14 protein-coding genes are annotated in these 13,843 nt (G+C 51.7%); all 14 read left to right on the forward strand.

Going from position 1 to position 13,843, the window contains the following annotated elements; translation table 11 throughout:
- Positions 1-82: 82 nt before the first annotated feature.
- The 14 genes from SIL79_RS12935 to SIL79_RS13000 all read left to right on the forward strand — a co-directional run bounded on the left by SIL79_RS12935 (position 83) and on the right by SIL79_RS13000 (position 13,702).
- Positions 83-1,003: a chemotaxis protein CheV gene (locus tag SIL79_RS12935; RefSeq protein ID WP_039034364.1), complete on the forward strand. Its 921-nt coding sequence runs from the start codon at positions 83-85 to the stop codon at positions 1,001-1,003.
- A 144-nt stretch (positions 1,004-1,147) separates the two neighbouring features.
- On the forward strand, positions 1,148-1,981 hold the full coding sequence (locus SIL79_RS12940; protein ID WP_039034363.1) for a CheR family methyltransferase: 834 nt from the start codon (positions 1,148-1,150) through the stop codon (positions 1,979-1,981).
- A gap of 175 nt (positions 1,982-2,156) precedes the next feature.
- Positions 2,157-2,555 (forward strand): flagellar basal body rod protein FlgB, encoded by a 399-nt coding sequence (gene flgB / locus SIL79_RS12945; RefSeq protein ID WP_039034362.1) that lies wholly within the window; start codon positions 2,157-2,159, stop codon positions 2,553-2,555.
- A gap of 2 nt (positions 2,556-2,557) precedes the next feature.
- Positions 2,558-2,974 (forward strand): flagellar basal body rod protein FlgC, encoded by a 417-nt coding sequence (flgC, locus tag SIL79_RS12950; protein ID WP_025011047.1) that lies wholly within the window; start codon positions 2,558-2,560, stop codon positions 2,972-2,974.
- A gap of 14 nt (positions 2,975-2,988) precedes the next feature.
- Complete coding sequence (gene flgD, locus SIL79_RS12955) at positions 2,989-3,672, forward strand: flagellar hook assembly protein FlgD (RefSeq protein WP_039034361.1); 684 nt, start codon at positions 2,989-2,991, stop codon at positions 3,670-3,672.
- 54 nt (positions 3,673-3,726) lie between these two features.
- Positions 3,727-5,088 carry a flagellar hook protein FlgE gene (gene flgE, locus SIL79_RS12960; protein WP_071476990.1) on the forward strand — a complete coding sequence of 454 codons (1,362 nt, stop codon included), beginning with the start codon at positions 3,727-3,729 and terminating at the stop codon, positions 5,086-5,088.
- A 165-nt stretch (positions 5,089-5,253) separates the two neighbouring features.
- Entirely contained in the window at positions 5,254-5,997 is a 744-nt protein-coding gene (gene flgF / locus SIL79_RS12965; RefSeq protein ID WP_039034359.1) for a flagellar basal-body rod protein FlgF, read from the forward strand.
- An 11-nt stretch (positions 5,998-6,008) separates the two neighbouring features.
- Positions 6,009-6,797 carry a flagellar basal-body rod protein FlgG gene (gene flgG / locus SIL79_RS12970; protein ID WP_039034358.1) on the forward strand — a complete coding sequence of 263 codons (789 nt, stop codon included), beginning with the start codon at positions 6,009-6,011 and terminating at the stop codon, positions 6,795-6,797.
- Positions 6,798-6,809: 12 nt separating this feature from the next.
- Positions 6,810-7,484 (forward strand): flagellar basal body L-ring protein FlgH, encoded by a 675-nt coding sequence (flgH, locus tag SIL79_RS12975; RefSeq protein WP_039034357.1) that lies wholly within the window; start codon positions 6,810-6,812, stop codon positions 7,482-7,484.
- Between the two features lie 10 nt (positions 7,485-7,494).
- Positions 7,495-8,586, forward strand: a complete 1,092-nt coding sequence (locus SIL79_RS12980) for a flagellar basal body P-ring protein FlgI (RefSeq protein WP_025011052.1) — start codon at positions 7,495-7,497, stop codon at positions 8,584-8,586.
- Between the two features lie 25 nt (positions 8,587-8,611).
- Entirely contained in the window at positions 8,612-9,622 is a 1,011-nt protein-coding gene (gene flgJ, locus SIL79_RS12985) for a flagellar assembly peptidoglycan hydrolase FlgJ (protein ID WP_039034356.1), read from the forward strand.
- 20 nt (positions 9,623-9,642) lie between these two features.
- Positions 9,643-11,568 (forward strand): flagellar hook-associated protein FlgK, encoded by a 1,926-nt coding sequence (flgK, locus tag SIL79_RS12990; protein WP_248952141.1) that lies wholly within the window; start codon positions 9,643-9,645, stop codon positions 11,566-11,568.
- A gap of 11 nt (positions 11,569-11,579) precedes the next feature.
- The gene (gene flgL, locus SIL79_RS12995) at positions 11,580-12,785 is read left to right on the forward strand and encodes a flagellar hook-associated protein FlgL (RefSeq protein ID WP_248952140.1); all 1,206 of its coding nucleotides are present in this window, start codon (positions 11,580-11,582) and stop codon (positions 12,783-12,785) included.
- A gap of 95 nt (positions 12,786-12,880) precedes the next feature.
- Complete coding sequence (locus SIL79_RS13000; protein WP_248952139.1) at positions 12,881-13,702, forward strand: flagellin N-terminal helical domain-containing protein; 822 nt, start codon at positions 12,881-12,883, stop codon at positions 13,700-13,702.
- Positions 13,703-13,843: the final 141 nt, after the last annotated feature.

A 13,843-nucleotide genomic window follows, 5' to 3' on the forward strand; every position in this document is an offset into this window, starting at 1 on the left:
TCAGTGTCTTGGATAAAGCAAATAGTATGCCTGTCTGTGGGACAGCGGGTATTTCTCAATATAAAGACAACAAGGCAGCCTTATGTCGAGCATTCTTGAATCAGTCAATAAACGCACTCAACTGGTCGGACAAAATCGCCTCGAACTTCTGTTGTTCAAACTTAACGGCAGACAAAGATTCGGTATCAATGTATTCAAAGTCAAAGAGGTTTTGCAGTGCCCACCACTGACGATATTGCCCAAGTTGAACGCCTTTGTTAAGGGCGTGGCCCATATTCGCGGTACGACTGTGTCGGTTATCGATCTCAGTGCGGCGACCGGTGGTAAACCCATAGATGATGTCAAGGATTGCTTCATCATTATTTCCGAATACAACCGCAGCGTGCAGGGGTTTCTGGTTCGTTCAGTTGAGCGGATCATTAACATGAATTGGGAGTCTATCATGCCGCCGCCGGAAGGCGCGGGACGATACTCTTACCTGACTGCAGTGACGGAAATCGAAGGTGAACTGGTTGAAATACTCGATGTGGAGAAAATTCTTGATGAAATTTCACCGGTAAAGACAGATATCAGCCAAGAAATGGATGAATCTCTCACAATCGACAGGGAGCAGCATTATCATATTATGGTGATTGACGACTCCTCTGTGGCGCGCAAACAGATCATTCGCGCATTGTCTTCGTTGAATCTGCAGATAGATACCGCTAAAGATGGTCGGGAAGCATTGGAAAAACTGAAGAGTATAGCGTCTGGTATGGACAATGTTGCCGATGAAATCCCGTTGATTATTTCGGATATCGAAATGCCGGAAATGGATGGTTACACTCTGACTGCCGAGATCCGTGATGATCCCAAACTGAAAAATATCAAGGTAGTGCTGCATACCTCGTTGAGCGGGGTATTCAATCAAGCCATGGTACAGAAAGTGGGCGCCAATGATTTTATTGCCAAGTTCAACCCCGACGAACTGGCTTCTGCTGTTAACAAGCATCTGAGTCTATAGCCTTTGTCTGCTGTGACTTTTTATGGCTATAGTGAGTTGGTCTGCTTGTGTTGCAAATGGGGCTGGGGTATAACGCAGCCCCAGTTTTTAAATGTTGCTGCCTCGATTCGCAGTGACGTTTTTACGGATAGTTAGGACACTAAGGTGCCAGATAAATCTCTCGCAGAAACTGAGTACAATCAATTCAGGCTGTTTCTTGAGCAGCACAGTGGCATTGTATTGGGTGAGAACAAACAGTATTTGGTTCGCAGCCGCTTGGCGCCTTTGATGGGGAAATATGGTTTGCCATCCCTGTCGGACGTTGTTAAGCAATCGATGCGACCCACAGAGCGCCAATTACGGGCTGAAGTCATTGATGCCATGACGACCAACGAAACTCTTTGGTTTCGGGACAAGTATCCTTTTGAATTACTTGGCAATACATTGTTGCCCGGTTTTGCCAAGTTGGGGCGGCCATTGAAAATTTGGTCGGCGGCCTGCTCTTCCGGACAGGAGCCCTATTCACTGGCGATGACAGTGCTCGAATATCAACAGCGTAAGCCAGGGGCGTTGCCGGGTGGGGCGGTAATCCAGGCCACAGATCTATCGCCGTCCATGCTCGAGCGTTGTAAAAATGCCGAGTATGATAAGCTGGCATTGGCCCGGGGCCTGTCCGAAGAGCGCAAGCGTCAGTTTTTTGAAGCTATGCCCAATGGTAATATGCGGGTTAAAGACAATGTGCGCCGTTTGGTCAGCTTTAGGGCTCACAACCTGCTTGAAAGTTACACTTTACTCGGCAAGTTCGACATCATCTTTTGCCGTAACGTACTTATCTATTTTGCCCCGGAGGCAAAGGCAAAAATACTGCGGCAATTTGCTGCCGCTCTCAATCCCAAGGGGATACTGTTTTTAGGGGCCAGCGAGTCGATTGCCGGTTTGACCGATGAATTCGACATGGTGCGCTGTAACCCAGGCATCTATTATCAAAAGAAAAATTAACAACCTAATTATTTGATTTTTAATTGAATAATTTGAAAGGCTCGTCAGCTTGAACGGGCCTTTTCTGTCTTACTTTTCACCCTAACGGCCATCATCTTCGTATCTGTTATCCTCCACTCTACATCTGGCACAAAGCTTGCTTTGTTTTTATCGAGTCATTGGAGGAGGCGGTTTTATGGCGATCAGTTTCGATAAGGCCCTTGGCATACATCAATACACTCTGGGTATTCGCGCCCAGCGTGCCGAAGTGCTTGCCAGCAATATAGCCAATGCCGATACCCCACACTACAAGGCTCGGGATGTGGACTTTTCTTCGGCGTTGCAGGCGGCCAAAGGGCGGCAGCAGGGAATGAATATGGCGGCAACGTCTGAAAAGCATTTCGACCTCAAGGCGCTGACAGCCCAACATGTGCAATATCGGGTGCCGGATCAACCGGACACTGGGGATGGCAACACAGTCGATATGCAAAAAGAGCAGCAGGCCTTTATGCAAAATGCGCTTGAATATCAGATGTCGCTCGGATTCCTCGACGGTAAGTTCGCCGGCATGAAAAAGGCATTGAAAGGAGATTAACCATGAGCTTGTACAATATCTTCAATGTTGCGGGTTCGGGAATGTCGGCGCAGTCGGTACGCTTGAATACTACCGCCAGTAACATAGCCAACGCAGATTCTGTTTCTTCCAGTATCGATAAGACCTACAAGGCACGGCATCCTATTTTTGAGGCCGAGCTGGCCAAGGCGAACGGCCAACAGCAACAAGGCGCTGCGGTAAAGGTAAAGGGTATAGTGGAAAGCGATAAACCTTTACTGAAAGAGTATTCGCCGGATCATCCCATGGCCGATGCCGACGGTTTTATCTACAAACCTAATGTCAATGTAGTGGAAGAGATGGCCGATATGATTTCCGCCTCCCGTTCCTATCAGATGAATGTTCAGGTAGCCGATGCAGCCAAGTCCATGCTGCAACAAACCCTGAGAATGGGCAAATAACGGAGGCATAGCCCATGAGCGTCAATTCAGTTAACCCTTTTCTCGACAGTATCCAGGTGCAATCGGGTACTGAAACCAAGAAAAGCAATAATCAACAACTGACCCAGGAAGACTTCTTTTCGCTGCTGAGTCAGCAGTTGTCGATGCAGGATCCTTTTAAGCCGGTGGATAACGATCAGATGATCGCCCAGATGGCGTCGTTTGCCACAGTGGATGGTATCTCTAACCTGAATGAAGAAATAGTTAACCTCAATTCGTTAATGACTTCGAGTCAGGCATTGCAGGCATCTGGCCTGGTAGGGCAAAAAGTGTTGATCCCGGCGGGCACCGGCTATGTTTCCGAGGAAGACCCAACGCTTAAAGGGGTAATCACATCACCGGAAAAGATCCCTTCAATTAAAGTAACGATTGAAGATGAAGCCGGTCAGGTGATCAAAACCTTCGAGGTCGACGGTAGTGCCGGCGGCAATATAGATGTGGAATGGGATGGCCTGGATAAGGACGGAAACCCTGTCGATAAAGGCATCTATACCATGAAGGCCAGCGGGGTTGTTGATGGAAAGTCCCAGGATCTTATCGTCAGTTCCTATGCCCACGTGACCAGTGTATCACTCAACTCTGCCACCGGCGCCGTGTTGAATCTAAGAGGTATTGGCGGGATCAGATTGGCCGATGTGCTGGCTGTTTCCGAAGTTTAATTCTGTTTCTGCCCCGGCTGCGCCGGACAGTATCTGAAAATCATGAGGTGAATTATGTCTTTTAACATTGCTCTGAGTGGGATTGCTGCGGCGCAGAAAGATCTCAATACCACGGCCAACAATATTGCCAACGTTAAGACGATAGGCTTTAAAGAATCCCGGGCCGAGTTTGCTGATGTGTACGCCAGCTCGATTTTCTCCAATGGTAGAACCACTGTGGGCGGCGGTGTCACCACCACTCAGGTGGCACAGCAGTTCCATCAGGGTAACCTGAACTCCACCAACAATGCGCTGGATATGGCGATCAACGGTGGTGGTTTCTTCGTGACATCATCCAGTGTCGGCAGTCAGGATTACTCTTTCACCCGCGCCGGAGCTTTTAAGCGTGATGACAACGGCTTTTTGGTCGATGCTGCCGGTAATTATCTGCAGAGCTTCCCGGTCGATAAAGATGGTAACTCCACTTCTGTGAGTCTGACTACCACCAAGCCGGTGCAGATCCCGGATACTGCCGGTAGCCCGCAGAAAACCAACAATGTTGGCATTAGCATGAACCTGGACTCCACTCAAGAAACTAAAGATCCGGCGCTGTTTGACCCATCCAAGTCAGATACTTTTAATAACTCCACTGCAGTGACCATTTATGACTCTTTGGGTAACTCCCACACCTTGACCACTTATTTTGTGCGTCCGGAAAATGGTGCTCATACCGGTGAGAGTAACTGGGTGGCCTACTACGCCATTGACGACAAGCCGGTCAATCTGGGCGGCGGCGCCGGAACCTACAACACGGACACTAACGGTGACGGTACTGCGGATGGTACAGGCACAGCACAAACTGCAGGTGGCTGGACTGGTGCCGTGCTTAAGTTCAACGATGTCGGCGGTTATATAGGTTCCGATCCTGCGGTGATCACCACAGAGCAGTTGGGGGTTGGTGGGGCCAACGTTCTTGGTCCTGCTGCTGACGGCACTCAAGCGATAACCATAGATTTCAACAATCCGACCCAGTTCTCGGAAAAGTTCAACGCCACGGAATTGACGCAGGATGGTGTAACAGTGGGCCGTTTGACTAATGTGGAAGTGGGTACAGACGGGTTGATCTCTGCTAAGTACAGCAATGGCTCAACAGTGCCTCTGGCACGGGTGGCGTTGGCACGCTTCTCCAATGAGCAGGGACTGAGCCAGGTGGGCAACACCTCCTGGAAAGCCAGCCTGGATTCAGGCGCGGCGCTGGCCGGTGAGGCCAACAGCGGTGTGTTTGGCAGTATCCGTTCATCAACACTGGAGCAATCCAACGTCGACCTGACCACTGAGTTGGTGGACCTGATTTCGGCCCAACGTAACTTCCAGGCCAACTCCCGTACTTTGGAAGTGAACAATACACTACAGCAAACCGTGCTGCAGATCCGCTAAGCCTTCCTGCGCAAGACATTGCCGCCCGGCAATGTCTTGCCGCATCTTTGTCTATTAACTCCCAAGTCACTGAAGTTCTTCTGCTGTCCTTGTGCTCAATTGCTCATTTTATTGGCACGATGTTTGCTTTTACCTGAATAGGTAAAAAGATTGACGGAGCAGCAGGTGGACAAACTTCTCTATGTCGCCATGACTGGCGCCAAACAAAACATGAATGCGCTGGCGGTTAGGGGTAACAACCTGGCCAATGCCAACACAGATGGTTTTAAGTCCGACATGGCTCAGGCCCGTGCGATGCAAGCCTTCGGTGAGGGCTTGCCGACCCGGGTGTTCGCCATGACAGAGTCGCCCTCGGCCAACTTTCAGTCCGGCCCTATCAAATCGACCGGACGGGATCTGGATATTGCCATCAAAGATCAAGGCTGGATTGCGGTGCAGGCCGCCGATGGCAGTGAGGCCTATACCCGCTCCGGTAGTCTGAGTTTTGACACTACAGGTTTGCTGCGTAACGACAGGGGCAACCCGGTAATGGGTGATAACGGCCCGATAGTGTTGCCGCTGCCGATAGACAAAATTCAGGTTGCCACAGACGGCACTATTTCTATTCGTCCTCAAGGCGCAACCGCCGAGGTGATAGAGGAGGTGGGTCGCATCAAGTTGGTTAACCCGGGCAATCAGAACCTGATGCGCGGTGAAGATGGCTTGTTCCGTACTTTGGATGGCAATCCGGCCGCCGCCGATCCCTTTGTCAATGTGGAAAGCGGCGCCGTGGAAGGCAGTAATGTCAATGCCGTGGATGAGATGGTCAACCTGATTGAGCTGCAACGTCAGTTTGAGCTGCAGGTAAAAATGATGAAAACCGCAGAAGAGAACGACAAGTCGTCCGCTTCACTGATGCGCATTAGCTAGGAGTAATTGATATGCATCCCGCGTTATGGATAAGTAAGACTGGGTTAGATGCCCAGCAAACGGACATCTCGGTGATTTCAAATAACGTCGCTAATGCCAGCACCATAGGCTACAAGAAGGGCCGGGCGATATTTGAAGACTTACTGTACCAGACAGTCAATCAGGCCGGCGGTATCAGCGCCTCCAACACCAAGTTGCCCAATGGCCTTAACCTGGGCGCAGGTACTAAAGTGGTGGCCACCCAGAAAATTTTCTCCCAGGGTAACCTGCAAACCACTGATAACGCGCTGGACATGATGATTGAGGGCCCGGGCTTCTTTGAAATTCAGCTGCCTGATGGCACCACGGCCTACACTCGTAACGGCCAGTTCAGTTTGGATGATACCGGCCAGATAGTGACTTCCGGCGCCGGCTATGTGTTGCAGCCTGCCATTACCATTCCGGACGATGCCACCAGTATTACCGTTTCCGCCGAAGGCGAAGTGTCGGTTAAAACCCCGGGCGCCGCCGAAAACCAGGTGGTCGGGCAGTTGACCATCTCTGATTTCATCAATCCGTCCGGCCTGGATCCCATAGGGCAAAACCTCTATCTGGAGACGGGCGCCAGCGGTACCCCAATTCAGGGCACGGCTTCACTCGACGGTTTGGGCTCCATTCGTCAGGGCTCGCTGGAAACCTCCAACGTTAACGTGACCGAAGAGTTGGTTAACCTGATTGAAAGTCAGCGGATCTACGAAATGAACTCCAAAGTCATTTCGGCCGTAGACCAGATGCTGGCCTACGTGAACCAGAATCTGTGATGAGGTGATGTGATGAAACCCTTGTTCCTTATCATTCCGGCTTTATTTCTGGGGGCTTGCAGCTCTACCCAGAACAAACCGATAGCCGATGATCCCTATTTTGCGCCTGTGTATCCTGAAGCGCCGCCGACCCGAATCGCACCGACCGGCTCTATCTATCAGGACAGCCAGGCATCTTCACTTTATTCGGATCTGCGGGCGCACAGGGTAGGGGACATCATCACTGTGGTGTTGGTGGAGTCGACCCAAGCGAAAAAGAGCGTCGGCAACAAGATCAAAAAAGGCTCGGACATGTCAGTGAACCCGCTCTACATGGGCGGCAACAATGTCACCATCAAGGGCAACCCGTTGGATTTTCGCTACGGCGACAGCATGGATACCAATCGCGAGGCCGATGCCGATCAGAGTAACAGTCTCTCCGGGCAGATCTCGGCCAACGTGATGCAGGTGCTGGGCAATGGCAACCTGGTTATTCGCGGTGAAAAGTGGATCACCATCAATAATGGCGACGAATTTATTCGGGTAACCGGCATTATTCGGCCGCAGGATATTACCCCTGAAAACACCATAGATTCGCCCAAAGTCGCCAATGCCCGTATTCAGTACAGCGGTACCGGCACCTTTGCCGAGTCGCAAAAGGTGGGCTGGCTGAGCCAGTTCTTCCTCTCTGACTGGTGGCCTTTCTGAGGATAAGCTCATGAAAATAAAATTAATCATGGCACTTGCCTGTTTGCTGGTTTCTCTTCCGGGGCAGGCCGAGCGCATCAAGGATATCGCCGATATCCAAGGGGTCAGGGACAACCAGTTGATAGGCTACGGCCTGGTGGTGGGGTTGCCGGGAACCGGGGAGAAGACCCGTTACACTGAGCAGACCTTCAAGACCATGTTGAAGAATTTTGGCATCAATCTGCCGGATAACTTCAGGCCCAAGATCAAGAATATTGCCGTGGTGGCTGTGCATGCCGATATGCCGCCATTTATCAAGCCGGGACAAACCCTGGATGTGACTGTATCGAGTCTTGGGGAAGCCAAGAGCTTGCGCGGCGGTACCCTTCTGCAGACTTTCCTCAAAGGGGTGGATGGCAATGTTTACGCCATCGCCCAGGGGAGTCTGGTGGTCAGCGGCTTCAGTGCCGAGGGGCTGGATGGTTCCAAGGTTATCCAGAACACGCCAACCGTGGGCCGGATTCCCAACGGCGGCATAGTCGAGCGTGAAGTGGCCAGCCCCTTCGGTAATGGCGATCACCTGACTTTTAACCTGCACCGAGCCGATTTCTCCACCGCAAAACGTACCGCTGATGCCATTAACGGCTTACTCGGCCCGGGTATGGCGCGGGCGCTCGATGCTTCCTCCATTCAGGTCAGCGCCCCCAGAGATGTGTCGCAGCGGGTATCTTTCCTGGCCACCCTGGAAAATATTCAGGTTGAGCCAGCCGATGAATCGGCCAAGGTGATAGTCAACTCCCGCACCGGCACCATAGTGGTGGGTAAGGACGTCAAACTCTTGCCGGCGGCTGTGACCCATGGCGGCCTTACCGTCACCATTGCCGAAGCAACTCAGGTTTCTCAACCCAATGCCCTGGCCGGCGGCCAGACTGCGGTGACCAGCAACAGCACCATAGATGTGGCTCAGGACAACCGGCGTATGTTTATGTTCAACCCGGGCACTTCCCTCGATGAGTTGGTGCGGGCGGTGAATATGGTGGGCGCGGCGCCATCGGATGTGTTGGCAATCCTCGAAGCCTTAAAGATGGCAGGGGCTTTGCATGGTGAACTCATCATCATCTGATTAATGGCACATTGGTTTATCGACTATGAACAAAATGGCTGATGCTTCGCAATTTCTGGATCTCGGTGGGCTGGACAAGCTCAGAGCCCAGGCGCAGCAGGATCAAAAAGCAGCGCTTAAAGAAGTCGCGCAGCAGTTTGAAGGCATCTTTGTGCAGATGTTGATGAAAAGCATGCGAGATGCCAACGCGATATTTGAATCCGACAGCCCGATGAACAGTCAGTACACCAAGTTCTACGAGCAGATGCACGATCAGCAGATGTCGGTGGAGCTGTCCTCCAAAGGCATGCTGGGGCTGGCGGATCTCATGGTGCAGCAGTTGTCACCGGAAAATTCCGGCATTACCCCGGCCTCAGTGCTCCGCGGCGATGTCGATAACCGCAATGTCACGGCTTTGAACGGCGGCCAGACAGAGAAGATATCCGGTGTTGAAGCGACTGCGGCCAAAGCATCCGCGCTGCCAAGCAGTGACAGTCTGCAGCAGGTATTGAGCGGCAAAGTATTGCCGTCATGGCGGCAGGCGCGGCCGGCAATCGGCAGTCAGGAAGAGTTTGTCAGACAGCTTTATCCTCATGCCAAGGTTGCCGCCGATGCCTTGGGGACTCAACCCGAAGTCTTGCTGGCGCAATCGGCGTTGGAGACAGGTTGGGGCCAGAAGATGGTCCGTGGTCATAAAGGTGAGTCCAGCAACAACCTGTTCAATATCAAGGCCGACAGACGTTGGCAGGGTGAGAAAGCGGCGGTGTCGACCCTGGAATATGAGCAGGGCACAGCTGTGCGGCAAAAGGCTGACTTCCGGGTGTACGACAGTTTTGAGCAGAGCTTTGATGATTTTGTCAGCTTTATTTCCGATAACGATCGTTACAGCCAGGCGCGCAAGATGGCCGCTAATCCCGACGAGTTTATCAAGGCACTGGCCGAGGCGGGATACGCCACGGATCCTCAATATGCCAACAAGGTGATGAAAGTGCTGGATACCATCAAGGCCGATTTTGGTCAGTTGTTGCAGGAGTTCGGCTCAAAGCCGGGCCAGTAAAGGTGCAGGAGCGATAACCCATGTCTATGGATCTGTTCAATATAGCCCGCAGTGGGATCCTGGCTGCCCAATCACAATTAGGGGTGACCAGTAACAATATTGCCAACGTCAATACCGAAGGCTATCACCGCCAGGTGGCTATTCAGGGCAGCTCCACCTCAATGCGTCTTGGCAATAACTTCTATGGCACAGGTACTTATGTGCAGGATGTAAAGCGTATCTACAATGATTATGCTGCCAGAGAGCTGCGTATCGGTCAGACAGGGCTCAGTGCTGCCGAGGCCAGCTACACCAAGCTCAGCGGGCTGGATCAGCTGTTTTCCCAAATAGGCAAGGCGGTGCCTGCCTCATTGAATGACTTTTTCTCCGGCCTCAACAGTCTGGCTGACCTGCCAGCGGATCTGGGGATCCGCGGTTCAGTGCTCAATTCGGCTTCACAACTGGCGCAGAATCTCAATCAAATGCAGAGTCATCTGACAGGTCAGGTGCAGCAAACCAATGATCAGATTGAAAGCATTACCACCAGGATCAATGAGATCAGTAAAGAGATGGCGCAGATCAATCTTGAACTGATGAAGTCACCCGGTAACGATGCGCAGCTGTTGGATAAGCAAGATGCGCTGATTAAAGAGTTAAGCCAGTACGCCGAAGTCAATGTGATCCCGCTGGAAAACGGTGCCCGCTCCATCATGCTGGGCAGCTCTTTTATGTTGGTATCCGGTGAAGTGGCCATGACCATGGGCATGACCGCAGGTGACCCCTTCCCCAATGAGCCAGAGCTGACCTATAGCCTCGGGGGCAACGAGTTGAAGGCTGACCCCGCCAAGCTTGGGGGGCAACTGGGCGCCTTATTTGATTTTCGTGACAACACCCTGATGCCCGCCAGTCATGAGCTGGGGCAGTTGGCGCTGGGAATTGCCGATGCTTTTAACGAGATGCAGTCCCAGGGTTTTGATCTCAATGGCGAGCTCGGACAACCCATTTTTACCGATATCAATGACCCTGTGATTGCCGCCGGCCGTGTCGGCGCCTATTCCGGCAACTCTGGCACAGCTTCTTTGAGCGTTAATATCGATGATGTCGGCGCCCTGTCCGGCAGCAGTTATGAGCTGAACTATACCAATGCCGGTACTTATGAACTCAAAGACATGAAGACGGGGGCTGTGACCAATTTGACGCTCAACGGCGATACCCTGGAAGGCGCCAACGGCTTCAGTATCAAAATTGATGCCGGTGCCATGGCTGCCGGTGACAGGTTTGAAATACGGCCAACGGCCAATGCGGCGGCCAACATAGATGTAGTGATGTCAGATCCCAAAGGCATTGCCGCAGCGGCGCCGAAAATTACCGCCAACGCAGGTAATTCAGGCAGCACTTCGGTGAAGTTGGTCAGCATAGACGACAGAAGCGCGGCTAACTTCCCCGTGACTGACAGTGAACTGACATTCACCCTGGATACCAGTGTCAATCCACCTGGCTATGAAGTATTTGATGTCAACGGCGCTTCTTTGGCAACCGGGACGGCTGCGGGCACTCCGCCGCAGATCAGCGCCTTTGGTTTTACTTTTGAAGTTGATGGCAGCAGTGGCGGTAGTGAGAGTTTCACCTTTGATCTCAGCTTTGCGCCGGGTGACAACAGCAATGCCGTGGCCATGGCCAAACTCAGTGACAGCAAGATAATGAATAACGGTAAGTCGACCCTGGGTGATGTGTTTGAAAAAACCAAGCTGGATATTGGCAGCCAAACCAAATCTGCCCAAGTCAGGGCCGGTTCGGCGGAGGCCATTTACAATCAGGCTTATGCCAGGGTGCAATCGGAATCCGGGGTTAACCTGGATGAAGAAGCGGCCAATTTGATGCAGTTCCAACAGGCCTATCAGGCATCGGCACGGATCATGACTACGGCCAATACCCTGTTCGACACCCTGTTCAGTTCGGTTCGATAGGAGCTTGAGAGATGCGTATTTCAACTTCACAGATGTATCAGCAGAATTTAAACAGCATTCTGCAGAAGCAAACCGATACCAACAGGATCCTCGAGCAGCTATCCAGCGGTAAAAAGGTTAACACTGCCGGTGATGATCCGGTTGCAGCTATCGGCATAGACAACCTCTACCAGCAAAACGCGCTGGTGCAGCAGTATCTCAAGAATGTGGATTACAGCAAAAACCGCTTATCTTTGGCGGAAAGCAAGCTCGGCAGCGCCGAAACTTTGGTCACTGGCATTCGTGAACAGATGCTGCGTGCAGTAAATGGCACCCTTGGTCCCTCGGAGCGGCAAACTATTGCCGATGAAATGCGCAGCAGTTTGGATGAACTTCTAAGTATTGCCAATACCCAGGATGAGTCAGGCAATTACCTGTTTGCCGGATACAACACAGACACTCAGCCCTTTGCCTTCGATGCCAGCGGCAACATGGTTTACAGCGGTGACAGCGGCGTTCGTGATGCCTTGGTGGCACAAGGGGTTGCTATGGGCACCAATATTCCCGGGGACTCGGCTTTTATGAATGCTGCCAACGCCTTGGGTGACTACGGCGTCAATTATTTGGCCCCACAAACCGGGGAGTTCAGGGTACTCAGCGCCAAAATAAGCCCTCCTGGGAGCCATGTGGCTGATACCTACACCTTTAACTTTACCGATAACGGCGCTGGTGGGGTTGATTTGCAAGTGTTGGATTCAAGCGGTTCGGCTGTCAGCAATGTGGCTAACTTCGATGCCAGTAACCCAGTGAGCTTCAACGGTATAGAGGTGAAGCTGGATGGCACGCCGGCTGGCGGGGATTCCTTCACCATGGAACCTAAGGCCGAGGTGCCGATTTTCGACACCATTCAACAGGCGATAACCCTGCTGGAGGATCCCGATCTGGTCAATACCCCCAACGGACAAGCTGAGTTGGCACAGTTATTGAATAATCTTGACAGTGGTATGACTCAACTCGGTGTGGCCAGAGGTGTTGCGGGCAACAGTCTCAAAAGCCTCGAAAGCTACAGCAGCAATCATGCAGAAGAAGAGTTGGTGAATAAGTCGGCATTGTCACTGCTGGAGGATCTCGATTACGCCGCGGCGATAACCGAATTTCAAAAACAGCAGTTGGCCTTGAACGCCGTTTCAAATGTGTTCAGTAGAGTGGGTTCTGTTTCCCTGTTTGACTTTATTTAACAGTAAACAAAGACCTACCCGTCTGTCAGATAAATTGTTAACAATTTTAGCCAAGCTCCGAGTCTTGGCGCTAAAACTAGGAAGAGGAACTCAACATGGCTATTACCGTTAATACCAACGTAACTTCAATGAAGGCGCAGAAAAACCTGAACATGTCATCCGGTAGCCTGGCAACCTCCATGGAACGTCTGTCCAGTGGCCTGCGTATCAACAGCGCCAAAGACGATGCCGCCGGTTTGGCAATTTCCAACCGTTTGAACTCTCAGGTGCGCGGTTTGGAAGTGGGCATGCGTAACGCCAACGATGCCATCTCTATCGCCCAGATTGCCGAAGGCGCGATGCAGGAGCAAACCAACATGTTGCAGCGTATGCGTGACTTGGCCATCCAGTCTGAAAACGGTGCCAACAGCACCGCCGATCTGCAGGCACTAAAAGACGAAATGGATCAGCTGCGCGATGAGATCACCGCAATCGGTAACAGTACTGCGTTTGGTAATACCAAGCTGATGACCGGTGATTTCGCCAGTGGCAAGCTGTTTCAAGTAGGCCATCAGGACGGTGAAGATGTAACTGTGACAGTAAAGACCAACAACGCCACTTCTCTGTCTGTCGATGCGCTGACGGTACTGACCTCTGCCGGTCGTGACTCTGCCATTGGTAAGATTGATGAGGCTATCAAGAACATAGATACTCAGCGCGCCGAATTGGGTGCGGTCCAAAACCGTCTGGCACATAATATCAGCAACAGCGCCAATACTCAGGCCAACGTCGCCGACGCCAAGAGCCGTATTGTGGATGTGGACTTTGCCAAGGAAACCTCGGCCATGACCAAGAACCAAGTACTGCAACAGACAGGTTCTGCCATGCTGGCGCAGGCCAACCAGTTGCCTCAGGTAGCCCTTTCTCTATTGGGCTAATGATATGTTTGCCGGGAATATCACCAGCAGTTTTACGCAGCTGGTGATATTATTTTTTCAAAATAATCATTTGGTTAGAAATAATTGATGATTTTTTGGAAAAAATACCTAAAGATAAAAACAGGGGTGCCGTTAAAGTTA

This window comes from Shewanella indica (assembly GCF_033842865.1).
Lineage (GTDB): Bacteria > Pseudomonadota > Gammaproteobacteria > Enterobacterales > Shewanellaceae > Shewanella > Shewanella indica.

Bases quoted from the DNA above. Each gene is read 5' to 3' on its own strand.
- SIL79_RS12935 (WP_039034364.1), top strand. From the start codon at position 83: ATGTCGAGCATTCTTGAATCAGTCAATAAACGCACTCAACTGGTCGGA.
- flgB (WP_039034362.1), top strand. From the start codon at position 2,157: ATGGCGATCAGTTTCGATAAGGCCCTTGGCATACATCAATACACTCTG.
- flgC (WP_025011047.1), top strand. From the start codon at position 2,558: ATGAGCTTGTACAATATCTTCAATGTTGCGGGTTCGGGAATGTCGGCG.
- flgD (WP_039034361.1), top strand. From the start codon at position 2,989: ATGAGCGTCAATTCAGTTAACCCTTTTCTCGACAGTATCCAGGTGCAA.
- flgE (WP_071476990.1), top strand. From the start codon at position 3,727: ATGTCTTTTAACATTGCTCTGAGTGGGATTGCTGCGGCGCAGAAAGAT.
- flgG (WP_039034358.1), top strand. From the start codon at position 6,009: ATGCATCCCGCGTTATGGATAAGTAAGACTGGGTTAGATGCCCAGCAA.
- flgH (WP_039034357.1), top strand. From the start codon at position 6,810: ATGAAACCCTTGTTCCTTATCATTCCGGCTTTATTTCTGGGGGCTTGC.
- SIL79_RS12980 (WP_025011052.1), top strand. From the start codon at position 7,495: ATGAAAATAAAATTAATCATGGCACTTGCCTGTTTGCTGGTTTCTCTT.
- flgJ (WP_039034356.1), top strand. From the start codon at position 8,612: ATGAACAAAATGGCTGATGCTTCGCAATTTCTGGATCTCGGTGGGCTG.
- flgK (WP_248952141.1), top strand. From the start codon at position 9,643: ATGTCTATGGATCTGTTCAATATAGCCCGCAGTGGGATCCTGGCTGCC.
- flgL (WP_248952140.1), top strand. From the start codon at position 11,580: ATGCGTATTTCAACTTCACAGATGTATCAGCAGAATTTAAACAGCATT.
- SIL79_RS13000 (WP_248952139.1), top strand. From the start codon at position 12,881: ATGGCTATTACCGTTAATACCAACGTAACTTCAATGAAGGCGCAGAAA.